23 protein-coding genes and 2 pseudogenes are annotated in these 22,936 nt (G+C 70.4%); 16 read left to right on the top strand and 9 right to left on the bottom strand.

The window, feature by feature from the left end; genetic code table 11:
- Positions 1 to 3 precede the first annotated feature (3 nt).
- From ACH4EW_RS23215 to ACH4EW_RS23260, 10 genes are all read left to right on the top strand, one after another.
- On the top strand, positions 4 to 1,875 hold the full coding sequence (locus ACH4EW_RS23215; RefSeq protein WP_398259789.1) for an acyl-CoA dehydrogenase: 1,872 nt from the start codon (positions 4 to 6) through the stop codon (positions 1,873 to 1,875).
- Entirely contained in the window at positions 1,872 to 2,048 is a 177-nt protein-coding gene (locus tag ACH4EW_RS23220) for a hypothetical protein (protein ID WP_398259791.1), read from the top strand. The genes ACH4EW_RS23215 and ACH4EW_RS23220 overlap by 4 nt, the downstream gene beginning before the upstream one ends.
- A gap of 86 nt (positions 2,049 to 2,134) precedes the next feature.
- On the top strand, positions 2,135 to 2,413 hold the full coding sequence (locus tag ACH4EW_RS23225) for an acyl carrier protein (RefSeq protein ID WP_398259793.1): 279 nt from the start codon (positions 2,135 to 2,137) through the stop codon (positions 2,411 to 2,413).
- The gene (locus ACH4EW_RS23230; RefSeq protein ID WP_398259795.1) at positions 2,410 to 3,633 is read left to right on the top strand and encodes a beta-ketoacyl-[acyl-carrier-protein] synthase family protein; all 1,224 of its coding nucleotides are present in this window, start codon (positions 2,410 to 2,412) and stop codon (positions 3,631 to 3,633) included. Before ACH4EW_RS23225 ends, ACH4EW_RS23230 begins: the two co-directional genes overlap by 4 nt.
- Before the next feature lie 211 nt (positions 3,634 to 3,844).
- Positions 3,845 to 4,468, top strand: a complete 624-nt coding sequence (locus tag ACH4EW_RS23235) for an adenosylcobinamide amidohydrolase (protein ID WP_398259797.1) — start codon at positions 3,845 to 3,847, stop codon at positions 4,466 to 4,468.
- A 54-nt stretch (positions 4,469 to 4,522) separates the two neighbouring features.
- Positions 4,523 to 5,431, top strand: coding sequence for an NAD(P)-dependent oxidoreductase (locus ACH4EW_RS23240; RefSeq protein ID WP_398259799.1), 909 nt, complete (start codon positions 4,523 to 4,525; stop codon positions 5,429 to 5,431).
- A 240-nt stretch (positions 5,432 to 5,671) separates the two neighbouring features.
- Positions 5,672 to 5,806, top strand: coding sequence for a hypothetical protein (locus tag ACH4EW_RS23245; RefSeq protein ID WP_398259801.1), 135 nt, complete (start codon positions 5,672 to 5,674; stop codon positions 5,804 to 5,806).
- Between the two features lie 157 nt (positions 5,807 to 5,963).
- Positions 5,964 to 6,884 (top strand): NADP-dependent oxidoreductase, encoded by a 921-nt coding sequence (locus ACH4EW_RS23250; protein WP_398259803.1) that lies wholly within the window; start codon positions 5,964 to 5,966, stop codon positions 6,882 to 6,884.
- The gene (locus ACH4EW_RS23255; protein ID WP_398259805.1) at positions 6,881 to 7,657 is read left to right on the top strand and encodes a GNAT family N-acetyltransferase; all 777 of its coding nucleotides are present in this window, start codon (positions 6,881 to 6,883) and stop codon (positions 7,655 to 7,657) included. Before ACH4EW_RS23250 ends, ACH4EW_RS23255 begins: the two co-directional genes overlap by 4 nt.
- A gap of 178 nt (positions 7,658 to 7,835) precedes the next feature.
- Positions 7,836 to 9,050 (top strand): PP2C family protein-serine/threonine phosphatase, encoded by a 1,215-nt coding sequence (locus ACH4EW_RS23260; RefSeq protein WP_398259807.1) that lies wholly within the window; start codon positions 7,836 to 7,838, stop codon positions 9,048 to 9,050.
- A 67-nt stretch (positions 9,051 to 9,117) separates the two neighbouring features.
- Here the strand turns inward: ACH4EW_RS23260 and ACH4EW_RS23265 are convergent, their stop codons facing one another.
- Together ACH4EW_RS23265 and ACH4EW_RS23270 are read right to left on the bottom strand one after the other, a co-directional pair.
- Positions 9,118 to 9,720, bottom strand: coding sequence for a phosphatase PAP2 family protein (locus tag ACH4EW_RS23265; protein WP_398259809.1), 603 nt, complete (start codon positions 9,718 to 9,720; stop codon positions 9,118 to 9,120).
- Complete coding sequence (locus ACH4EW_RS23270; protein ID WP_398259811.1) at positions 9,720 to 10,388, bottom strand: DedA family protein; 669 nt, start codon at positions 10,386 to 10,388, stop codon at positions 9,720 to 9,722. The genes ACH4EW_RS23265 and ACH4EW_RS23270 overlap by 1 nt, the downstream gene beginning before the upstream one ends.
- A 267-nt stretch (positions 10,389 to 10,655) precedes the next feature.
- Between ACH4EW_RS23270 and ACH4EW_RS23275 the strand changes: the two genes are divergently transcribed.
- Together ACH4EW_RS23275 and ACH4EW_RS23280 are read left to right on the top strand one after the other, a co-directional pair.
- Positions 10,656 to 10,988, top strand: coding sequence for a BlaI/MecI/CopY family transcriptional regulator (locus ACH4EW_RS23275; protein WP_398259865.1), 333 nt, complete (start codon positions 10,656 to 10,658; stop codon positions 10,986 to 10,988).
- Positions 10,985 to 11,929, top strand: a complete 945-nt coding sequence (locus ACH4EW_RS23280) for a M56 family metallopeptidase (RefSeq protein WP_398259813.1) — start codon at positions 10,985 to 10,987, stop codon at positions 11,927 to 11,929. The genes ACH4EW_RS23275 and ACH4EW_RS23280 overlap by 4 nt, the downstream gene beginning before the upstream one ends.
- A gap of 66 nt (positions 11,930 to 11,995) precedes the next feature.
- Here the strand turns inward: ACH4EW_RS23280 and ACH4EW_RS23285 are convergent, their stop codons facing one another.
- Complete coding sequence (locus tag ACH4EW_RS23285) at positions 11,996 to 12,523, bottom strand: NUDIX domain-containing protein (RefSeq protein ID WP_398259815.1); 528 nt, start codon at positions 12,521 to 12,523, stop codon at positions 11,996 to 11,998.
- Positions 12,524 to 12,815: 292 nt separating this feature from the next.
- Here ACH4EW_RS23285 and ACH4EW_RS23290 point away from each other — a divergent pair.
- Positions 12,816 to 14,066: pseudogene (locus ACH4EW_RS23290) on the top strand (phosphodiester glycosidase family protein); the annotation flags it as partial.
- Positions 14,067 to 14,150: 84 nt separating this feature from the next.
- Here the strand turns inward: ACH4EW_RS23290 and tnpA are convergent.
- Positions 14,151 to 14,567, bottom strand: a pseudogene (gene tnpA / locus ACH4EW_RS23295) (IS200/IS605 family transposase).
- 27 nt (positions 14,568 to 14,594) lie between these two features.
- Here tnpA and ACH4EW_RS23300 point away from each other — a divergent pair.
- Positions 14,595 to 15,842: an RNA-guided endonuclease InsQ/TnpB family protein gene (locus tag ACH4EW_RS23300; RefSeq protein ID WP_398259817.1), complete on the top strand. Its 1,248-nt coding sequence runs from the start codon at positions 14,595 to 14,597 to the stop codon at positions 15,840 to 15,842.
- A 99-nt stretch (positions 15,843 to 15,941) separates the two neighbouring features.
- Positions 15,942 to 16,436, top strand: a complete 495-nt coding sequence (locus tag ACH4EW_RS23305) for a hypothetical protein (protein WP_398259819.1) — start codon at positions 15,942 to 15,944, stop codon at positions 16,434 to 16,436.
- Between the two features lie 105 nt (positions 16,437 to 16,541).
- On the opposite strand, the gene ACH4EW_RS23310 is transcribed toward ACH4EW_RS23305, so the two are convergent.
- The 5 genes from ACH4EW_RS23310 to ACH4EW_RS23330 form a co-directional block, all read right to left on the bottom strand.
- Positions 16,542 to 16,952: a PTS-dependent dihydroxyacetone kinase phosphotransferase subunit DhaM gene (locus tag ACH4EW_RS23310; RefSeq protein WP_398259821.1), complete on the bottom strand. Its 411-nt coding sequence runs from the start codon at positions 16,950 to 16,952 to the stop codon at positions 16,542 to 16,544.
- On the bottom strand, positions 16,949 to 17,563 hold the full coding sequence (dhaL, locus tag ACH4EW_RS23315; protein ID WP_398259823.1) for a dihydroxyacetone kinase subunit DhaL: 615 nt from the start codon (positions 17,561 to 17,563) through the stop codon (positions 16,949 to 16,951). Before dhaL ends, ACH4EW_RS23310 begins: the two co-directional genes overlap by 4 nt.
- Positions 17,564 to 17,590: 27 nt before the next feature.
- Entirely contained in the window at positions 17,591 to 18,583 is a 993-nt protein-coding gene (gene dhaK, locus ACH4EW_RS23320) for a dihydroxyacetone kinase subunit DhaK (RefSeq protein ID WP_398259825.1), read from the bottom strand.
- 369 nt (positions 18,584 to 18,952) lie between these two features.
- Positions 18,953 to 20,539: a N,N-dimethylformamidase beta subunit family domain-containing protein gene (locus ACH4EW_RS23325; protein WP_398259827.1), complete on the bottom strand. Its 1,587-nt coding sequence runs from the start codon at positions 20,537 to 20,539 to the stop codon at positions 18,953 to 18,955.
- Positions 20,540 to 20,671: 132 nt separating this feature from the next.
- Entirely contained in the window at positions 20,672 to 21,103 is a 432-nt protein-coding gene (locus ACH4EW_RS23330; protein ID WP_398259829.1) for a hypothetical protein, read from the bottom strand.
- Between the two features lie 309 nt (positions 21,104 to 21,412).
- Here ACH4EW_RS23330 and ACH4EW_RS23335 point away from each other — a divergent pair, with 309 nt between their 5' ends.
- On the top strand, positions 21,413 to 22,927 hold the full coding sequence (locus ACH4EW_RS23335; protein ID WP_398259831.1) for an MFS transporter: 1,515 nt from the start codon (positions 21,413 to 21,415) through the stop codon (positions 22,925 to 22,927).
- The last annotated feature ends 9 nt before the right edge of the window (positions 22,928 to 22,936 follow it).

A 22,936-nucleotide genomic window follows, 5' to 3' on the forward strand; every position in this document is an offset into this window, starting at 1 on the left:
CTCATGACCGCAACGATCGACAGCCTTTCCACCGAACGGACCGCGGAGCTCCTCACCGGCGTGCTCCTGGGCGACAACGTCCGCCAGGAGCACGGTTTTTGGCAGAGACTGATCAGTACAGAACCATTCCGGCGCCCGGACCGCGGCACCCCTGACGAGCGCCTGGCTCTCGCGTACGAGCGGCTGCGCATCCTCAACGACTGCCTCGACAGCGGCGCCCGTCTCGCCGCCGAGCCCCGCGCCCTCGCGGCCCTGCACGAATGGCTCGGCCCGGTCGACCCGGCCCTCACCACGGTGGCGGGCATCCACTACAACCTCTTTCTCGGCAGCCTCCTCGACCACGAAGGCGACAGTCGACGCGATCTGTCGGGCTTCCTCCGGCTGCGCAGCATCGGCACCTTCCTCTGTACGGAGGTGGCGCACGGCAACGACGCGACGGCCGTCGAGACCACGGCCGCCTACGACCGCGAACGCGACGGGTTTGTGCTGCACACACCGCACGCCGGAGCCCAGAAGTTCATGCCCAACACCAGTCCGGCAGGGGGCCCCAAGGCCGGTCTTGTGGCCGCGCGTCTGCTCGTCGAAGGCGTCGATCACGGCGTCTTCCTTTTCCTCGTACCGCTCACCGATGCCGTACGGGCCCTGCCCGGCGTACGGGTCCGCAGACTTCCCGCACGTATGGGGAGCCCGGTGGACCACTGCCTGACCTCCTTCGATCAGGTCTTCGTGGGGCGCGACGCCCTGCTCGGCGGGGACCACGGACGGATCGGCGACGACGGCGAGTTCAGCAGTGCCGTCGGCAATCGCAGGCGTCGCCTCCTCGCGTCGATCGGGCGTGTCACCTCCGGCAAGATCTCCATGAGCGCCTGCGCGGTCGGCTCCGCGCGCGCAACCCTCGCCGTCGCCGTCCGGTACGGCGGCCACCGGTACATCTCCGGGCCCCGCGGATCGCGTCAGGTACCGGTGATTGCCCATCGCAGCCACCATGGCCCGCTCGCCCGGGCCATGGCCACCGTCTTCGCGATGAGCCTGCTGCACCGCAGGGCCTTGAACCGCTGGGAGGGACGGGAGGACGGCTCGGGCCCGGGCCGGGAGGAGGCGGAGCGGCTGGTCGCCGTCGCCAAGGGGTGGATCACCTGGCAGGCCAGGACCGTGATCGTCGAATGCCGTGAACGGTGCGGTGCGCAGGCGCTCCTGGAGAACAACGGCATGACCGAACTCATCACCGGGGTGGAAGGCGTCATCACAGCCGAGGGCGACAACCTGGCCATCCACGCCAAGGCGGCCGCGGAAATGCTCTTCGTCACCGAACCGGCCGCGTACGACGCTCCCCTCGGCGGCGAACCCGGTGATCTCACCGACCCCCGGTTCCTCGGCGGGCTCCTGGCTGCGCTGGAGGAGATCTGGTTCGGCCGGGCCAGGGAAAGGCTGGGCCGCGCACCGCACGGTGACCCGCTGGAGCGGTGGAACGCCGCATCCGGTCCCGCCCTGCGGGGCGTCGAGGCGCACGCCCACCGGCAGGCGGCCGAGGCGTACACCGACGCGGTGGCACGTCTGCAGGACGGGCCGGCCCGTGAGCGGCTGATCGAGCTGCAGCGGCTGTTCGCGCTCGACCGGATCGCCCGGAACAGCGGTGATCTGCTGGCCGCAGGATATCTGACGGTTGATCAGGTCAATGTGCTGCCGGACGCCTTGGAACAACTGATCAGCGCCGTCGCCACTCATCTGCCCGCCCTCGCCGACTCCTTCGCTCTGCCGAAGGAACTGCTCGCGGACTGGCCCATCGCGGGGGCCGATTACGTCGATGCGTACGACGATCCGGCGGCCGCCTGGCAGTCGGACGGGGACCGGACGACCACTCCGGGGGAGCGGTGAGGGCCGCGACAGGGGCGGGAACGGATGTGCGCAGGCGCCGGGTACGGGAAGCGGCCGGGGTCCTCGGTGTCCGCGTTGTGCTGCTGGTCTTCTGGGGTACGGCAGCCGTCCTGGCCCGCTGGTGCACGCAGCCGGAGCAGAGCGGTGGCGAATCGGTTCGGCACAAGGCGTAACTGGAGGCACGTCACCCCGTTGATTCGGCGTCGGGACGGTGCCCCGCCGTCCCCGGCACCCGTACCGAATGATGGAGAGGAAGCTCATGAGTGCGATTCATCCCAAGATCACCGAGGTTCTGACACGCACCTTCAAGGTGCCCGTCGCCGAGATCCGCCCGGATTCCACGATGGACAGTCTGGAGATGGACTCCCTCGCCGTCGCCGAGTTCGCCGTCCTCATCAGGGAGGCGATGGGCGGTGGCGGGGACTTCGACAAGCTGCCCAAGGATGCCACCCTGGCCGACATCACGCGGTTCATCGACGCGACAGCCGGCAGCGGGGCGCTGATGGGCGGCGAGGCACCGATGAGCAACGCACGATGAACAAGCCCGCGATTGCCGTAACCGGACTGGGAATGATCACCCCGGTCGGCAACGACACCGAGTCCACCTGGAAAGGCGTGTGCGCCGGAGTCGCGCCGGTGCGTACCGTCGCGGCACTCGAAGGGTGCGCGATCGATTTCGCCTGCACGGTCGACGGCATCGATCTGGACGCCGCGATCGGCGGCCGTACCTCCTTCCGCATGGGGAAGTACGTCAAGTTCGCCGTTCTCGCTGCCCGGGAGGCGGTCGCCGACGCCGGACTCGACCCGGCTCAGTGGGAGGGCAGCAGGGTCGCGGTGGTCGTCGGCACCAGCAGCGGAGGCTCCGCCTCACTCACCGAGCAGGCCGTCGTACTCGACCGGCGCGGACCGGATGCCACCTCGCCGTCGGGCATCCTGCTCACCATTCCGAACATGCCCGCGGCCGAGATCGCCATCCAGTTGCGGGCCACCGGTCCCAGCCTGGCGCCGTGCACCGCTTGCTCGTCCGGCGCCACCGCACTGTCCGTCGCCCGCGACCTTCTGGTCACCGGACAGTGCGACATCGCGGTTGCCGGAGCCACCGAGTCGATCGTGTACCCGGTCGCCATGACCGGGTTCGCCCGGTCCGGAGCCGCGGCCCGGGCGGACGGCGACCCGGCCAGGCGGTGCCGGCCCTTCGCGGCCGACCGTGCTGGGCTGGTCATGGGCGAGGGCGCCGCCGTCATGGTGCTGGAACGGGCGGACGACGCCGCCGCCCGGGGCGCCGCGCCGCGGGCACTGCTCGCGGGCACCGGCGCCACCACCGACGCACACCACCCCACCAGCCCGCACCCGTCCGGCGCGGTCGCCCGGGCCGCGGTCGAGGCCGCGCTGCGCGACGCGGGCTGGGCGGCCGAGGACGTCGAGCACGTCAACGCACACGGCACGGCGACACCGGTCAACGACGCCACCGAGGCCGCGCTCATCGGCCGGGTCTACCCGCACCGGCCGCCCGTCACCGCCCCGAAGGGCGTACTCGGGCACTGCATGGGGGCGGCCGGAGCGATCGAGGCCGGACTGACCGTCCTGACGCTCCAACGCGGAGTCGTACCGCCGATCGCCAACCTGGACGCCCCGGCGCCCGAGTTCGACATCAACTGCGTCACCAAGCAACCCCTGCGGCAGCCCATCCGGCGCGCCGTCAGCCACTCCTTCGGGTTCGGCGGACACAACGCCGTGATCGCGCTCCAGCGTGCCTGAGGGCTGTCCCGCAATCCGTGGTGGATCGGCACGCGCCGCGACGGGTGCCGTGGCGGGGCCTGTACCGCGAGGGGCCGGGGTCCTGACGAGGGCCCCCGGCGCATATGATCGACGGCCAAGTGCCGACCGTCGTCCCACCGTCCTGCCGTGCCACCGGGGGTGCCTCATCCGTTCCGTACGTATCCGGCTGCCCGAACAGCGCGGTGAGCTGATGACCCGGCACGAGGACGGCCTGGACCTGCACCATCTGGTGTGGCGGCTCGGTCCGGGGTGGCGGGTGTGCAGCAGTGCCGTGCTCGGCGGAGGCATCGGCCCGCGTGCCTGGATCCTCAACGCCCAGGTGCCCGGCGGGTATCCGCGCCTGGACCCCGACCGCCATCTCGCCGAGATCGCCGCTGCGGAACACCTCACCGGACCCGGCGCCGGACTGATGACGGCCGCCGATGTCACCGCGTACACAGTCGCGGCCGACGAGGGGGTGACGGCGACCGCCACCTGCGGACTCGGCGTACGGGGCTGGGCCGCCGCCCCGGCCGAGGGCACCGAGGGGCCGCCGCGGCCGGGCACGGTCAATATCGTCGTCACCCTGCCGGTGGCACTCTCCGACGCCGCACTTGTCAACGCGGTTACCACTGCAACCGAGGCCAAGGTCCAGGCACTCCTGGACGCGGGACTCGACTGCTCGGGCACCCCCACCGACGCCGTCTGCATCGCCGTCCCCTCACCGGGACCCGCTCCCGGTGAACCCTTTGCGGGACCGCGATCCCGCTGGGGTGCGCGACTCGCCAGGGCCGTGCACGCTGCCGTCCTCGAAGGTGCGCTGCGGCGATCCTGAGAACCCACCGCGCCGCGAGCCGACCGGGGCACGGCCGACAAAGGGAGTGCTCTCATGAGCTCAAGCGCTGCCGACGCCACCCAGCAGCGGCCGACAGTCGCCGTCCTCGGCACCGGAATCATGGGATTCGGCATGGCCCGGAGTCTGCTCCGGGCCGGACTCGACGTCCGCGCCTGGAACCGTACGCAGGCCAAGGCTGCCCCGCTCGCCGCCGACGGCGCCACGGTCACGGAGACTGCTGAAGAAGCCGTACGCGGCGCCGATGTCGTTCTCACCATGCTCAACGACGGCCCCGCCGTCGCCACCGCACTTACCGCCGCGACTCCGGGGCTGCGCGTCGGCCAGGTCCTGCTCCAGAGTTCGACCGTCGGGCTCGACGCCACCGCCGATCTCGCCCGCCGAGCGGCGGACTTGGGCCTCGTCTATCTCGATGCACCGGTCTCCGGTACCAAACAGCCCGCGGAACAGGGCGCGTTGACGGTCTTCGTGTCCGGTCCCTCCACCGCCCGGGCCACGGTGGACCCCGTGCTGGACGCGATCGGGCAGCGCACGGTCTGGGTCGCCGAGGCCCCGGGGGCGGCCTCGCGGCTGAAGCTCGTGGTCAACACCTGGGTGATCACCGTGGTCAACAGCGTCGCGGAATGCCTCAACCTCGCCGAGGGGCTGGGGGTCGCCCCACAGACGTTTCTCGACGTCATGAAGGGCGGACCGCTGGACTCGGCCTATCTCCCGGGCAAGTCCGCCGCCGTCCTCTCCGGTGACCTCACCCCGAGCTTCTCCGTGTCCAACGCGCTCAAGGACAGCCGCCTCATCCTGGACGCGGCACAGACGTCGGGGGTAAGGCTGGACCTGGTCGCCGCGTCGGCCGACCGTTTCGCGCGCGCAGAGGCGGGAGGGCACGGCGGCGAGGACATGATCGCCACCTACTACGCGGGCCGCGCCGAGCAGAGGGACGGCGGCTGAGCCCCGCCGGTCGGCCCGCCCGCGTCGACGGCAGAGCCGCCCCACCGGTACGGGGGAGCCCGGTGGGGCGGTCGCCTCCAGACTGCCACAGCCGAGGGAGTATCGGGGCCGACCGGCGTATATCCAGCGATAGTTGAGTCGAAATCGACGGTGCCCCGACTGCGGACCGAGGCCCGACAGGCTCTCGGTCGCGCGGGTGGCCCACGACGGTGTGCGTGACGGCGGGGAGCCTCGCCCGAGTTGGGGGCCACCCATGTGCTGCTCGACGTCAACCCGGACACACCCGCCGAACGCGGCACCGCGAGCGACGACCGGGGGCTTCTCGAACTCCTCGTGAACAAGGTCGTGGACCCGGTCACGGGCGGCGTCCGCTGAACCATTGCGGCCCGATGAACAGTTCACCCGATGAACAGTTCACCGGCCGGGGAATACATGCATGGAGAAGGACCTTCCTGCTGCTGTAGCGACCGGTGACCGGCCCGGCCGTCGGTGCCGTGAACCGTCGCTGTCATGAACAGGAGAGAGGGAGCTCATGCCCAAGGCGTACGTGTTCACCCGCAACGGCGGACCGGAGGTGGAGGCCCTCATTGAGCAGGACATGCCGGTGCCGGGCCCCGGCCAGCTGCTCGTCGCCGTCCGGGCGGCCGGGGTCAACCCGGTCGACTGGAAGCTGCGTACGGGGTACACCAGGCCCGGCAGCGAGCCGCAGCCGTTTCCCACCGTCTTCGGCAGCGAGGCCGCCGGAGTCGTCGAGGGCGTGGGCCCGGACGTCAAAGGATTCGCGGTCGGGGACGAGGTCTTCGGTAATCCGGCGACCGGCGGATACGCCGAGTACACGCTGCTGTCCGTCGCCGTGACCGCGCACAAGCCGGCCGAGCTGTCGTTCACCGACGCGGCTGTGCTGCCGGTTGCGGCGGCCACCGCGTACGACGGCGTCCGCCAGCTCGGACTCGCGCCCGGTTCGACCCTGCTGATCACCGGGGCCGGAGGCGGTGTCGGAACGTTCGCGGTCCAGCTCGCCCGCCACGCCGGTGTCCATGTCATCGGTGCCGCGAGCGCGGCCAAGAAGGACTTCATCGAGTCGCTCGGCGCGGTGCACGTCGAATCCGGCGCCGGTGTCGCCGACCGGGTCCGTGCCGCGGCACCCGACGGTATCGACGCGGTCTTCGACCTGGTCGGCGGCGACACCCTGAGGGCCGTGGCCCCGCTGCTCACGGACCCGGCCACGCTGATCAGCGCCGGAGGCAAGCCACTGGCCGTGGAGCTCGGCGGGGCGGCCGTCGCACGGACCCGCACCGCGGCGGTCCTCGACGAAGTGGCGAACCTCGTCGTCACGGGAGTACTGCGGACGCATCTGACCCGGACCTTCCCCCTCACCGAGGCGGGAGAAGCGCTGCGCGCCGTGGAGAGCGGACATGCGCACGGGAAGATCGTGATCGAGGCGATCGCGTGAGCGCGCCGCATGCCACTGCCAGTGACGCGCACCCGCTGGACAGCCCGGTCCGCGCCGCGCTGACCGGCCCGCACTCCCACTTCGCCGAGCGCCGCGGCCGCATCCTGCGCTACCCGGCGGATGTGGCCCCCTGGGTCGCGATCCCGGACGCGCCGGAGGCCGAGGACTGGGCCGACGCCGCGGCGCTCGCCGGACCCGGTGGTGCAGTCACCATCACCGCCTTCCACGAGCCGCCGCCGGACGACTGGGAGATCACCTTCCACGCCGAGGGCGTACAGCTCGTCGACGCCGGCGTCGAGGCGGCTCCGTTTCCGCAGGCCGTGCGGCTCGGTCCGGCCGATGTGCCCGAGATGCTCGACCTGGTCGCCCGCACCCGCCCGGGGCCGTTCCTGCCCCGTACGGTCGAACTCGGCACCTACCTCGGCGTCCGGCGCGAAGGAGCGCTCGTCGCGATGGCAGGCGAACGCCTCCACCCATACGGCTGGAGCGAGATCAGCGGCGTCTGCACGGACGAGTCCGTGCGCGGACAGGGGCTCGGCAGCAGCCTCGTCCTCGCCGTGGCCCACGAGATCAGGCAACGCGGCGAAACACCGTTCCTGCACGCTTCCGCCTCGAACACCAATGCCGTCCGGCTCTACGAATCGCTGGGATTCGCGCTCCGCCGCCGGACGGCCTTCCTCTCGGCGCTCGTACCGGAACACCCACCGACGCGCCTGCCGGGAACCGGCGGTGTGCGCCACGACGGCGACGCCTGTGCGGCAGCCGTGCGCTGAACCGCAACACAGTGACCTTCGGCCCGGGACTTTCGGGCCGAAGGTCACTGGTATATCCCATTCCGGGACCTTCGGCGCACTTCGAGAGGTCGTAAGCCTCGTGTGCTGCCCCATGTGTACGGGATGGACTGGGTGTGAATGTCGGCGCGGGGCCGGCAGAACCCGGGAGGAATGGACCGTGACGATCGGGCTCCAGCGCCAGGTGGCGACGCGTGGAGCGACGCTCCCGGGTACGGACGCGGGGGAGGAAGCCGCTTTCGCCCCCCGGATCGGGAACGGGGCGTTGTTCGGCGGGCTGGCACTGCTGACCGTCCTGATCGGCATCCTCGACATCTGGACCGGCGACGAGCTGCGCCTCATACCGCTGCTCGTGGTTGTGCCCGCACTTGTCTCGGTCTTCGGAACGATCCGGCAGACCATGGGCGTGGCCACCTGGATCACGACCGTCGTCGTCTGTTCCCGACTGGTGACCGGGGGGACGTTCTGGGATGTCACCATCAGCATCGCCTTCACTGTGCTGGCCTGTTACCTCGGGGTCGGCTCCTGTGCGCTGCGCATCCGTCACGCCGCCGAGATAGCCAGGCTGCGCTCCGCCGCTGTCGCGCTCCAGCGGCAGATTCTGCGCCCGCTGCCCATCCTGACCGAGCAGATCCATGCCCACGGCATCTATACGCCGATCGAGGAGGACCGCCTGGTCGGCGGTGACATCTACGAGGTCGTGCAGTCGCCCTACGGAACCCGGGTGATCATCGGAGATGTCCAGGGCAAGGGGCTCGCGGCGATCGGGGCAGGCTTTGCCGTGCTCGGAGCGTTCCGGGAAGCGGCTATTCGTGAACCCACCCTGACCGGACTGGTCGATGCGCTGGAGGACGCCGTCGCCCGGCACAACGCGTTCTGCGCCCAGACCGGGGAAATGGAACGCTTCGTCACCGCCCTGGTGCTCGACTTCGACGGGACCGACCAGGTACAGGCCGTCAACTGCGGCCATCTGCCGCCCCGGCTGCTGCACGACGGCGTGGCCTGCCCGCTTCCGCTGCACCGCACATCCGTTCCCCTGGGCATGGCGGAGCTCAGCACGGAGGCGCGGGTCGCGGAATTGCTGGACTTCCCGCCCGGCGCCACGCTCCTGGTCCTCACCGACGGCGTCACCGAGACCCGCGACACATCGGGTGCCTTCTATCCGCTGGACGCCCGGCTGGGCCGCTGGGCAGAGCGCGGTCCGCGCGAGGTGCTGGACGCGCTCCACGCCGACCTGGAGTCCTTCTCCGGAGGCGTGCGACGCGACGACATCGCTGCCCTCGCCCTGCACCGGGCACCCGCAGGCAGCCGCCGCCGGTCCGTGGCGACCGGCCACGGTGCTCGCCGGGCCGCTGAGACCTTCAGCGGCCGGTAGAGCGGCCGGCAGGGCAGCCGAACGCTGATCGAACGCCCGACGAGACTTCTGTCGCGTCGGGACGGGGTCACCGTGTCGCGACCAGGGGGCGCAGCGGACTTTCGCGCAGCCGGACCACCGCCGGGGCGCAGCGCCGCGCCGCGGTCGTCAGCGGCCAGGCGACGAGCGCGCCGGTGGCCAGCCCGATCAGCACATCGTGCGGGTAGTGCACACCGATCCACACCCGGGACGCCGCCATCAGCAGAGCGGCAGGCACCGCGATCGCCCCGAGCCGACGGTCGGTCAGCCAGACCGCCATCGCCGCGGCCGCGGCGATGGCGGCGTGATTGCTGGGAAAGGACCAGTCACCGAGAGAGGGGCATGCCTCCACGGTCACGACATGCAGGGTCTGGCACGGCCGTTGCTCATGGAATGCCGACTTCATCAGGTCGTTGACGATGTACGCGGCCACCACGACGAGCGGGGCGCAGAGCGCCATGGCGGTACGGGCCGGGTCTGCGGAGCGGGAGCGCCACCACGACATGAGCATCAGCAGGCCGAACAGGGCCAGCCCGTAGTCCGACCAGACCCGGATGGCGGAATCCAGAGCGGCGGGGGAGCGCTGGGCCAGCTCGGTGACCCAGGTGTACAGGTCGCCGTCGATCGAGGTGGCGGTGGAGGCGAGAAGCATCAGCTGTTGTCTCCTTCGGCGGTGCGCCGGCCGCGGGAGCGGAGCAGCTCGGCGGCGAGCGGGATGAGGGAGATCACGACCACGACAGCGACGATCGGCAGCAGATAACGGTCGACGTTGGGCACGGAAGACCCCAGCGCGTATCCCGCGAGGACCAGCCCCACGGTCCAGACCGTCCCGCCGACGACCTGCCACAGAGTGAAGACCCCGGCAGGGACGTTGAGCGCCCCGGCCAGCGGGTTGAGCACCGTGCGTACGACGGGTACGAAGCGGGCCAGCACGATCGCCCGCGCATGGCCGTATTTGCCGAGCAGCTCCTCGGCGCGAGCGGCACCCTCGTGCAGCCGTCCGGCACGGCTGCGGGCGAGCAGGGCCCGGCCCCCGCGGCGACCGATCCAGTAGCCTGCCTGCGCACCGAGCAGCGCGCCGGCCACCGCGGCGATCAGCACCTGCGGCAACGACAGCTCGACCGGACCGTGGTTGCCCGACACGCAGAGCAAACCCGCCGTGAACAGCAGGGAATCGCCGGGCAGAAAGAAGCCGACGAGCAGTCCTGTCTCGGCGAAGAGCACAACGGCGATGCCGAGCGCACCGAACGCTCCGAGCAGTGAACCTGCGTCGAGCAGATTCACCGCTTGTGGCGCGGCCGCCAGTGAGAATACGGACACGGTGGAAGGTCTCCCATAATGGTGAGCGGGCGGCCTCGCGGAACGCCCGGACTGACTACAGTGATGTAGACGGTCTACGTCACTGTAGACGCCCGAAGGGGGAGGAGAGTTCCCATGTCCCAGATGAAGGGGATATCGAGCGGAGAACCCGACCGCCGCTCGTACGGCGAACCGGCCCACGGGCCGACAACGGATGCCGGGCCGGCGCGTGCGCCGGAGCGCCCGTCACGGCACCACACCGCATCGGAGCGGCGCCCGTCCGGCGAGCTGGAGTCCACGATCCTGGCGGCCCTGTGGGCGTCCGAAACACCCCTCACCCCCGGCCAGGTGCAGGGTGCCATCGGGGCGACGCTGGCCCGTACCACCGTCACGACGATCCTGTCGCGACTGTACGAAAAGGGTACGGTCAGCCGCACCCGTGCCGGCCGCGGATTTGCGTACACCCCCACCGAGGACGCGCCCGGGCTGACCGCCCGCCGGATGCACAGCGAACTGCAGAAGGAGGAGGACCGCAGCACGGTGCTGGCCCGATTCGTGTCGCAGCTCACCGATGAGGACGAGCAGTTGCTCCGGGAGCTGCTCGACGGAGAAGCCCGATGATCTATGCCGTGTGGGTTCCGCTGCTGATGCCCTTCGTCGCGGTACCCGCAGCCCGTCGCCTGGCGGACGCCCTGCCGCCGGCGCGGGCCGTACGGCTGCTCGCCTCTACGGGCATCGGCCTCGCTCTGTGCAGCCTGCTCGCCCTGGCCCTGCTGGTGGTGCCGGGCGCGACCCGGTTCTCCGTCGTCTCCGCCTTCGGTGAACTGGCCGGACCGCTCTCCGACACCGCTCCCGCCGTCGCCGTGCCCCTCGCGGCTGCCGCGCTGGCGCTGCTCGCGGGCTGCGCCGCCGCCGTCGCCCGCGCCGCCCGCCGCCACTGGGCAGAGCTGCACCGGGCCGCGCAGTCGCCCGACTACGCCGGTGGCGAGCTGGCCGTCCTGCGCGACAGCCGCCCCGACGCGTACGCGCTGCCCGGACGTCCAGGCACTCCCGGCCGGATCGTCGTCACCACGGGGATGCTGCGCGCCCTGGACCCCGCCGAACGCGACGCCCTGCTGGCACACGAACGCGCGCATCTCGCGGGCCACCACCACCTCTTCATCGCCGCCGCCGAAGTGGCGGCACTCTGCCACCCCGCGCTGCGTTCCCTGCGTGCGCCCATGGGCTACGCCCTGGAGCGCTGCGCCGACGAGGCCGCCGCCTCCGCCATCGGTGACCGCAGGGTCGCCGCCCGGGCCATCGGCCGAGCCGCCCTCGCCGCACGCGCCGCCGAAGGCGCACCGCAGTCTCGCCCACGAGTGGCGCTCGCCGCAGCGGCCGGGCCCGTACCGCGCCGCGTCGCCGCACTCCTCGGCCGCAGCGCCACGCGGCCCCGCGCCGGCCGGGCGGCCGCTGCGGCGCTGCTGGCCTGCCTGGTCGTCTCCGGCGCCGCCGCGCTCGACGCGACGAGCGATCTGCACAGCAGTATCGAGGCAGCACAGGGTGAGAGCGCACAGCACTGATCTCGGCGTGGTCGTACACCACCTGCACAGACCGGAGATCAACCGCACAGGCGGCGAAAAGCCCACTCAGGGCCCGTCCTGAGCGGGCGTCACCCTTCCTTCCTCCACGTGTACCCGCAGCCGGTCGAGGAAGATCCGCTGGCCCGTGACGAGCCGCTCCGCGGCCTCCTGGGGCGTGCACCAGGCGAACCGGTCGATCTCCGGGAACTCGCGCAGCACACCGGACCCCTTCGGCCACTCCATGGCGAACGTCCCGGGAACGGCCGCCGCAGCATCGAGGTCCGCCTCCATCGCCCACACGATCACGGTCTTGCCACGGGACTGACGGGCCTCACCGAGCGCCACCCACTCACCGTCCGGCGCCGGCCGGCCGAACTCCTCCTCGAACTCACGGCGGGCAGCGGTCGCGGGCTCCTCGTCAAGGCTGTACTCACCCTTGGGGATCGACCAGGCAGCACTCTCGCGGCCCGCCCAGAACGGACCGCCCATATGCCCGATGAGCACCTCGAAACCGGCACTGTCGTTCGCGGCCCCCTGCACTCGGCGGAACAGCAGAAGACCCGCACTGCGCGTGGCGCGCTTCTGGGACGGCATGCCGTCAAGTCTGCGTCCCGGTAGCGTACGCCGCCACGCACGACACCCCTTGCCCGGTGATCACCGCTGTCATCGACTCGACGTTCCCCGTTTCCCCCGAGGTTCCCGATGCCCTCTGGTGCGTGGTTGTGCGCGCGGCCATGCTGTCCGCCGACAGCGCTGTCTGCCCGCGGGCCGGCGCGCAACCATCGGGATTCCAGGAGGATTTGTGGTCCTTGGCATAGTCGGAAAGACGACCGGTCCGCGCGGGAGGACGGCGCGACGGTACGGGACGGTCGCCCGACCGCTCGTGCTGCTGGCGACGGTGTCCGCGGTGACGGTCGGCGCGATCTCTCCCGCCCTCGCCGATTCGACCCCCGACCCCCGCCCCCTCACCTCCGCCGAAGTCCTCAGACCGGTCGCCCCACCACCCGCGAGCAACCCGGCAGGGGAGACCGGATCCGTCGTGGACGGCGACGGCATCGAGACCGCACGTACGTCGCGCCCGATCGCCCCGGGTATCCGTCTCGACTCGTACGACCGGCTCGAATCCGACAAGTGGCTGCGGGTCGACTCCCTCTCCGTCGACCTCGCCGGCACCGGCGTACAAGCCGACTACCTCTCCTCCGGCAAGGTCTCCGACCGGCGCACGGTCTCCGAACTCGCCGCCGGACACGACGCCGGCCAGGGCCGGCGCACTGTCGCCGCGGTCAACGGCGACTTCTTCGACATCAACCAGACCGGCGCGCCGGAGGGGATCGGTATCAAGGACGGGGCCACCGTCCAGTCGCCCGCCCCGGGAATCAACCGGGCCGTCGGTATCGGCCCCGAAAGCGCAGGCCGCATCCTGAACCTGTACTTCGAGGGGACGCTCACCCTGCCTTCCGGGCAGCATCCGCTCGGCGCGTACAACGCCGCCAATGTGCCCGCCGGGGGAGTCGGCGCGTACACCTCCGCCTGGGGAACCGCCGACCGTGCCCTGACCGTGGACAAGGCGACAACCGTCGCCGAAGCGGTCGTACGGGACGGCGAAATCGTCTCCGTCTCGGACACCCCCGGATCGGGAGCCGTCCCCGACGGCACCACCGTCCTGGTCGGCCGTGAAGCCGGGGCCGCCGCAGTCGACGCCCTGAAGCCCGGCGACCCGGTGTCCCTGACCTACCGGGCACGCACTGACAGCGGAGCCGTGCCGCGCACGGCGGTCGGCGGCCGTGAACTTCTCGTCGTCGACGGAGTCGCGCAGAACCACGACGGCGAGGGCAACAACACCGCAGCACCCCGCACCGCCGTCGGCTTCTCCAAGGACGGCCGGAACATGCAGATCCTCACCATCGACGGGCGGCAGGCCGACAGCGGCGGCGTCACCCTCACCGAACTCGGTCTGATGATGCGCCAGGCCGGTTCGTACAACGCACTCAATCTGGACGGCGGCGGATCGTCGACCCTCGTCGCGCGCGAGCCCGGCAGCGACGCGCTCCGGGTGGAGAACAGCCCGTCCGACGGCGGCGAACGCACCGTCCCCAACGGCCTCGCCCTCACCGCCCCCGACGGCAGCGGCCGGCTCAAGGTGGCTTACCGGGACTCTTGCAGAAGGCCCCGGTGCTCACGCCGGGGATGAATGCATCTCAGGGCTGCTCTGATCTGCACTTCAGAGCGGGCGTTTCTGCTGCTCGATGTACTCACGGACGATCGCCGGCGGTGCTCCACCGCAGGATGCCGAGAAGTACGAGGGCGATCACAGGTGCCCGTGCATGATGGCGCGGTTGATGTAGCCGGTGAATTCCTGGCGTATCCGGCGGGCCGAGACGCCCTTGAGGCTGTTGACCAGCTTGGGGACGGCGACCTTGGGCGGGTAGTTGATCAGGAGGTGGACGTGATCGCGTTCGCCGTTGAACTCCTTCAGTTCCGCCTCGAAGTCCTCGCACACCTTGCGCGTGATCTCTTCGCAGCGTGTCAGCATCTCGTCGTTGAAGACTCCGCGCCGGTACTTCGTCACGAAGACCACGTGGACGTGCATCGCCGAAACAACGTGCCTGCCACGCCTGTAGTCGTTCTCCTGATTCATGAGATCAAGCGTCGTAGGGTCTTGGTTGTGCAGCTTCGCTACAACTATCGGGCTTATCCGGATGCCGCGCAGCGTCGTGCGCTGGACCGGGCGTTCGGGTGCGTACGGGTGGTGTGGAACGACTGCTTGCGCGACCGGAAGGAAGCGCACGCTGCGGGGCTGCCGTATGTGACGTCGGCCCAGTTGTCCCGGCTTCGTATCACCGAGGCCAAGCGCACCGAGGAACGGGCTTGGCTCGCGGATGTGTCGGCGGTCGTTCTGCAGCAGTCCCTTCGGGACCTCGACACCGCCTACAGGAACTTCTTCGGCAGTCTCAAGGGAAAGCGGCAGGGCCGGAAGGTCGGGGCGCCCCGGTACAAGTCGAAGAAGGACACACGGCAGTCGATCCGCCTCAACACCAACGCCTTCTCCGTGAAGGAGAACGGCACGGTGTATGTGGCCAAGGTCGGCGATCTCAAGGTGAAATGGTCCCGTCGGCTTCCGGCCGCGCCTACGTCCCTGACCGTCACCAAGGACAGCTCGGGGCGGTACTTCCTCAGCTTCGTGGTGGACACCGAGCCGGACATCCTTCCCGAGGTGGAGACGGAGTCCGGTATCGATCTCGGTCTGTCCGCCTTCGCGGTCCTGTCCAATGGCGAGAAGATCGACAGCCCGCGCTTCCTGCGCAGGGCGGAGAAGAAGCTCAGGCGTCTTCAGCGGGAGCTGTCCCGCAAGGTTAAGGGGTCGAAGAACCGGGCCAAGGCCCGTATCAAGGTCGCACGCCAGCACGCCAAGGTCGCCAACCGGCGCAGGGACTGGCACCACAAGGTGTCCACGCAGATCATTCGCGACAACCAAGCGGTGTATGTGGAAGATCTCGCGGTGTCCGGTCTCGGCCGTACCCGGCTCGCCAAGTCCGTGTATGACGCGGGGTGGTCCGCGTTCGTGGGCATGCTGGAGTACAAGGCGGTCAAGCACGGCCGCATGTTCGTCAAGGTGGGCCGTGCTTTCCCGTCTTCTCAGGTCTGTTCGGCCTGCGGATTTCGGGACGGTCCCAAGCCCCTGCATGTGAGGGAGTGGACGTGCGGTGCGTGTGGCACCGTGCACGACCGTGACCACAACGCAGCCCGCAACGTCCTGTTCGAGGGACGTCGTATCGTCGCCGCCGGACGGGCGGAGACGCTAAACGCCTCGCAGAGCGCCGGTAGGACCGGGGCGAAAGTCCCGGCACAGCGCGTTGAAGCAGGAAGCCCCCGGAAGGGTCACACGACCCAGGCCGGAATCCCTGGACTTTAGACCAGGGAGCACGTCAACGACTTCCGCCGTACGACGGGCAAGGGGGCGGCCTTCATCGGCAGCCATGTAGGGGTCTTTCACGCCTCGCATGTCGACGGAGTGCCGTATCTGATCAACGGCAACTCCGGCAAGGCACCGGCCGGTCCGGCGGACGAGGGCGGTTTCACCGGCTGGTCGCTGGTCGGCGCCGACCACGTCACGTCCGGTGAACAGGCCGCAGCGCGACAGCGGCCGTGGCAGGGCGGGCCCGACTGGGTCTCCGTGCAGACCCGCGCGCATGTCGACGCGCTGGAAATCGACGCGCCCCCGGTTCTCGGCACCGGGAGCCGTACGAGAGTCACGGCGACCGTCACCCAGGGCGCCCGCAGTGTCCCGGTCGGCTTCCCGCTGGCCGCGGACTGGACCGGATCCCCGAACGTCCACATCGGCGACCGGGACGACGCCCGCCACCGCCACACGGCGGTCCTCGACCCGTCCACCGGCACCCTCACCGCGCTCCGACCGGGCACGATCACGCTCGCCGTGACGGTCAACGGAACGACACAGAAGGTGCAGATCAGAATCGGGGCGGCCGGGGCCGCGTCGACGGCTTGACGGACCACGGGCCCGTCCGGCGATCACGGCCGGACAGGCCCCGGGGCCGCCCCGCACCACCGGACACCGGTGCGGGGCGGCCTCACGACGGCGGAGCCCATGTGCCTACACCTTGCGGTACCCGTGCGCCTCCGACGCCGCAGCCTCCACGGCCGCGATGTCACCGCCCGCCGACGCGGTGACCACGGCGGCCACCGCACCCTCCAGGAACGGCGCGTCCACCAGCCGCGAGCCGCCCGGCAGTTCGTCCCCCTCGTCCAGCATCGTCTTGACCGTGAGCACCGCGCTGCCCAGATCGACCAGGAGAGCCACCCCCGCACCGCCGTCCACCGACCTGGCTGCCTCGGCGATCAGCTGAGTACTGGTCCCGAGACCACCCGCGGGTGTGCCCCCCGCGGCGGCCACCGGAGCCGTCGCACCACCTGCCGCGAGACCCCTGGCCAGCTCGGCGACGGACTCGGCCACCGGGCCGCTGTGCGAGACCAGCACGATCCCCACCTGCTTCCTGCCGCTCACGCGTCACCGCCACTCGCACCATCGGTCTCGGCCAGTGCGGCGACCAGCAGGGCTGAGGACGTCGCCCCCGGATCCTGATGCCCGATACTGCGCTCACCCAGGTAACTCGCCCTTCCCTTGCGGGCCAGCATCGGTACCGTCGCCAGCGCCCCTGCGTCCGCCGCCTCCCGGGCCGCCCCGAACGACATGCCGAGCGCCTCGGCGGCCGGCAGCAGCGCATCGAGCATCGTCTTGTCCCCGGCCTGCGCCCCGCCCATCTGGGCCACGGCCGCGACGCCCACCCCGAGCGCCTCCGCCAATTGCTGCCGTGCCACCCGTGGCGCTTCGCCCAGAGCCTTACCGGTACGCCGCAACAGCGTCCCGTACAACGGGCCCGAAGCCCCGCCGACCGTCGCGATCAACTGCCGCCCGGCGAGCATCAGCACGGCCCCCGGGGTCTGCGGCGTCTCCTTTTCCAGGGCCGTCCGCACCGCGGTGAATCCGCGCTGCAGATTACTGCCGTGATCGGCGTCCCCGATCGCCGAGTCGAGCTCGGTGAGATGGTTCGCCTCGCGGTCCACGGAAGCCGCGGCCGCGGTCATCCAGCGGTGGAAGAAGTCGGCGTCGAGCACATGATCTCCTTTTCCGGTTCCGGCGGGTCAACGGCCCCAGCGCAGCGCAGGCGTCTCCACCGGCGCGTCCCAGAGGCGCAGCAGTTCCTCGTCCACCTGGCAGAGCGTCACCGAGCAGCCCGCCATGTCGAGCGAGGTCACATAGTTCCCCACGAGCGTACGAGCCGCCACCACACCCCGCTCGGACAGCACCCGCTGCACCTCGGCATTGAACCCGTACAGCTCCAGGAGCGGCGTCGCCCCCATCCCGTTGACCAGCACGATCACGGGTCCACGCGGCCGCAGGTCCTCCAGGAGCGCATCCACCGCGAAATCCGCGATCTCCCGCGACGTCATCATCGGACGCCGCTCCCGCCCCGGCTCGCCATGAATCCCGATCCCCAGCTCCAGCTCGCCCGGCGGAAGATCGAATGTGGGGGACCCCTTGGCGGGCGTGGTGACGGCGCCGAGTGCCACCCCGAAACTCCGCGAGGACTCGTTCACCTGCCGGGCAATGGCCTCCACCCGCTCCAGCGGCCCACCCTCCTCGGCCGCCGCCCCGGCGATCTTCTCCACGAACAGGGTCGCGCCCGTGCCTCGCCGCCCCGCGGTGGACAGACTGTCGGTCACCGCCACGTCGTCATTGACGAGCACCTGGGTGACCCGCACACCCTCGTCCTCGGCGAGCTCGGCGGCCATCTCGAAATTCAGCACGTCACCGGTGTAGTTCTTGACGACGAACAACACCCCCGATCCACTGTCGACCGCGACGGCGGCCCGCACCATCTGATCCGGCACCGGCGAGGTGAACACCTCTCCCGGGCAGGCCGCGGACAGCATCCCGGGCCCGACGAACCCCGCGTGCAACGGCTCGTGCCCCGACCCGCCCCCGGAGACGAGCGCCACCTTCCCGGCCACGGGTGCGTCACGCCGTACGACGACACGATTCTCGACATCCACGGTCAGCTCGGGGTGAGCGGCGGCGATACCGCGCAGCGCGTCTGCGACAACGGTTTCGGGGACGTTGATGAGCATCCTCATGTGTACCTCCTGGTGAGACTGGCGGCCGGCCTTCTGGCTCGGGTCGTCGCACGTCGGATCGTTGGGGGCAGGTTTTTGATCCAGGCGGTTCCTGGCGGCCCGGAGCGAGCCCGGCTGGGCTGGTCCCGACCTGATGCCGATTGTGCTGAAGGGTCGTCGGATTGAATCACGGTCGCTCGGGATGCTGAGAGCTGTCGGCTCAGCACAGTATTGAGGGATCGCCGCCCTGGGTCACGGACTGCGGCACCCGCATCCTGACAGGCGGTGGCCGGAAGAGGACCGGCCGAAGAGATCGGGTGGCCTTCGACCGTCCCGTCCCGGCTGCGCCTGTGGCAAACAGTGTTCGCCGACAGGGCGGTACCCATGGCGTCAGCGTGGTGCCGACGCGTACACGTCTCTCACGTTGTCCCTGGGCTTCGGCCTGCTCCGGCCGCACGGACCCGCCGCGAACGCATGGAGCAGATTCTCCGTGGCGCGGGTGACGAAGGCCCCTGTGCGGGCGTCCATGCCGTGGTTGCGTCCGTTCTCGCGGGTCCCCGCCATCAGAGCCTCGACCCATCGCATCGTTCCGGAGGCGAAGACGCCCGCTCCGCTCGGCACGGTGTAGTAGGCGGAGTCGGCGTGGCTGTGCTTGCCCTGACAGACGAGAGGGGAGTGGGCGATGATCTCGAGCGGCGCCGGGGTGGGCATGTCCGGCGTGACCCGGTCGTACTCCACCCCGACCAGATGGTCGAACGAGTCTCCTGGCTTCACGCCCGTCCCCTCGAAGAGCCAGTGGTCGCTCCTGTGCACGACATACGGGGCGTCCACGGGATAGCCCTCGTAGAGGACACCGGTCAGGGAGGACTCGGGGGAGGCGCCGGGCGGCTGGCGGAAGTCGTTGGTCGGCATGTCCGGGTGGTCGGCAAGGTACGGGTCTTTCCGGTAGTCGGTCTTGTAGCAGACGACCGTGCGGTCGGCCCCGGTGGCGTCCGGCTCCAGCCTGACCCTGCGGAAGCAGGTGTTGGCGCCGAGGAAGGCCACGTTGGTGCCCGCGTCGCGCGCCCGGGTGACGAATGCGCGCTGCTTCGGCGTCCAGTACTCGTCATGTCCCAGTGAGAGGGCTCCGGAGGCACCTTGGAGAATGCCGGGGTCGCGATGGATGTCCGTGCCGGTGGTGTACGCGAGCGGGATGCCCAGCCTCTCGGCCAGCACCACCGCCGCCCGTTCGTACACCATGAACTTCTCGGCGCCGTTGCCGTCATAGGGGCGGTCGAAGCTCACAGCGAGCGAACGCGTGTCGTATGCACCGTCCTTGCCCTGGTAAAGGCTGTAGCCACCCCACACGTTGTACGCCTGCCATGTTGCAACGGCGTGCATCAGCAAGGTTCTGCCTGCCGCGCTCGCCGAGCGGACGATCAGGGGTACATAGCGCTGGTGGCCGTTGTCCGCGTCCAGCCGGAGCAGATACGCGCCCTCCGGCCAGCCGGTGGTCCGGACACGGAGTGTGCGTCGCCAGTCTGCCCGTACGGTACGGGTGACCTGGGCCGGCCGGGGGCGGGCCTGGACCGACCCGGCGACACGGTGCGAACGCCAGACCAGCCGCGCCTGTGCCCCGTCGTACCAGCCGACCCGGTACGCCGAGACCCGGAATGCGGGAGCGGTGGTGGAGACGTACATGCCGAACTCCTCACCCGGCAACACGCTCACCCTGTCGGCATAGCCCTCGATGGCCCCGGGCGGTCCCACCGAACGGATACGCCAGTCGGAGTCCCCCGCCCGAGTCCTCTCCCCTTCCTCAGCGCGGTGGGTGGCGCCTGTCGGGTGGGATCCGGTGCCGCTGCCCGCGGGCGCGGAGGAACGGCAACCGGTCGCCGCCACGCCCCCTGCCAACGCCCCGCCCGCCGCCGCAGTGAGGAACAGCCTGCGATCCAGCCGGTCCGGGTTCCCGGTGTTCTCTTCCTCACCATGCTTCATGTCGATCGCCAAACCCGTTCCGCAGCGCTGTCACGGGCCATAGTCACCCGCCACGTGCTCGGGGACTACCCGGAAGAGCCGAACCGGGGACGGGGGCAGGCGCGTGCGGCGAGCGATGCGTCGGGTGTCCGGTCAGCGCCTGGGGTCCTCATGGCTGGATCGCCGGATCCAGTGTGCCCGGCGCTGGTACCGGGCTACCGGAGGACCGGGCGACGGCGCAGACTTGTCGGGAGCAGCCTCGTTGGTCCGTGGCGCGGCCGGGGGAGTGTCACTGGGCGGGCGGAGCCCCTCCGCCGAGTACTGCGTCGTCGCGATGCTGTCCACCAGCTGCTCTTCGGTGAAGCCCTCCGAGCCGGGCACATGAGGTACGAAGCCGATGAGCACTCCGTCACTGACGATCTCCGCGTCGAGCCCCGAGGCCCCGTCGACGTCCCACAACGCCTCGATTCCCTCGTCGAGGACGACGCGTATCCCGAACTCGTAGACACCTGCCTCCACGAGATGGGCCATCACACCACGAGCACGAAGCGCCGACACCAGACGGTCAGCACGTTCCGCATCCATCCGGGCGCACCTCCTCCGGGAACGGACGCGCGGGGCTGACGCCCGAACCGGGCTCGTCCCCGAGCGCTGCGGGGCCTCCCGGCGAACCCGGCCCCAGCTGCTGAGCGACCGCACTGTGCCCGCAGAACGAGCGTATCGCGTAGTCCGCACGGCGGCCTGGACTGTGCGCATCACCCGGCGGGGCCGACGGCACGGCGCGGGCCGAGGCCTGTGACCGGTGCCGGCCGTCCACTGCAACGGATGCCGGAATTCCGCCTTCGCGGCCCTGCCGGAACGAGGATCGGGGTGCTTGGTCCTAGGGTGCGAGCCATGGCAGAGAGTGCAGCTCACTGGGGTGCTGCGGGGTGGAATGGCCACTCTGCCTCCGGCCCCGACACCCACGACCCGCGCCGCTGGAAGGCGCTGGCGGTGTGTCTGATCGCAGGGTTCATGACCCTGCTGGACGTATCCATCGTCAACGTTGCCCTGCCGTCGATCCGGGAAGGGCTCCACACCCCGGAGTCAGACCTGCAATGGGTCCTTTCCGGCTACTCACTCGCCTTCGGCCTGTTCCTGATCCCTGCGGGACGCCTCGGTGACGCGCGGGGACGACGCGTGGTCTTCATGACCGGGCTCGCCCTGTTCACCCTGGCATCAGCAGCCTGCGGAGCCGCTCAGTCCAGTCTCTGGCTGGTGATCGCCCGCCTGGTACAGGGCCTTGCCGGAGGCCTCATCTCGCCACAGATCTCCGCGTTGATCCAGCAGATGTTCTCCGGCCATGAGCGCGGCCGGGCCTTCGGCATGTTCGGCAGCGTGGTCGCCGTCTCCACCGCTGTCGGCCCGCTCGCCGGTGGCCTGCTGATCCAGGCGGCCGGAGCCGAGCACGGCTGGCGCTGGGTGTTCTACGTCAATCTGCCGCTCGGCGCCATCTGCCTCCTGCTTGCCCGACGCCTGCTCCCGGACACCCCCTTGGCCGGCCCTGTGCGTCTGCGTGCCCTCGACCCCCTCGGCGTGCTGCTGCTCGGCACGGGGGTACTGGCTCTGCTACTGCCCTTCGTGCAGTCGCAGCAGTGGCCCGGCAACCGGAAGTGGCTGCTGCTCGCGGCGGCCGTGGCGCTGCTCGTCGCCTTCGTCGGGTGGGAATCCCGATGCGGCAGGCGGGGCACGCAACCGGTCGTCAACCTGTCGCTCTTCCGGGTCCGCTCCTACTGGCTGGGCTGTCTGCTGAGCCTGCTGTACTTCGCCGGATTCACCTCGATCTTCTTCATCACCACGCTTTATCTGCAGAGCGGGCTGCACTACTCGGCCCTCCAGGCAGGACTCGCCATCACACCCTTCGCACTGGGCGCGGCCATCGCGGCGAGCCCCGGCGGCCGAATGGTCGGCCGATTCGGACGCCCCCTCGTCGTGACCGGGCTGACCACGGTGGCCGTGGGGCTGGCGACCACCGTGGTCGCCGTGCATCTGGTGCCCGGGCGAGGCGTGGGGTGGGCGATGGCGGCCCCACTGCTCCTGGCGGGTCTGGGCAGCGGCCTGGTCGTCGCCCCGAACCAGACGCTGACCCTCTCCGAAGTACCGGTGGCATTCGCGGGGAGCGCCGGCGGAACCCTCCAGACCGGCCAGCGCGTCGGGTCGGCGATCGGGATCGCCACGGTCGGGTCGATGTTCTTCGCCCGAGTGGGCAGCGACGGGTGGGCCGCCGCGTACGACGACGGGCTCGTCGTCGCGATCGTCTTCGTCCTGGCCGCTCTGCTCATCGGGCTCGCTGATGTACGCGGGGAGCGCCGCAGCAGGAGTCGCACACGTCGGTCCGTCCGCAGTCCGTCCGTAGGGAGAACGCCGTGAAGGGGAACG

This window comes from Streptomyces sp. NPDC018000 (genome assembly GCF_044328025.1).
In the GTDB taxonomy this organism is placed as follows: domain Bacteria; phylum Actinomycetota; class Actinomycetes; order Streptomycetales; family Streptomycetaceae; genus Streptomyces.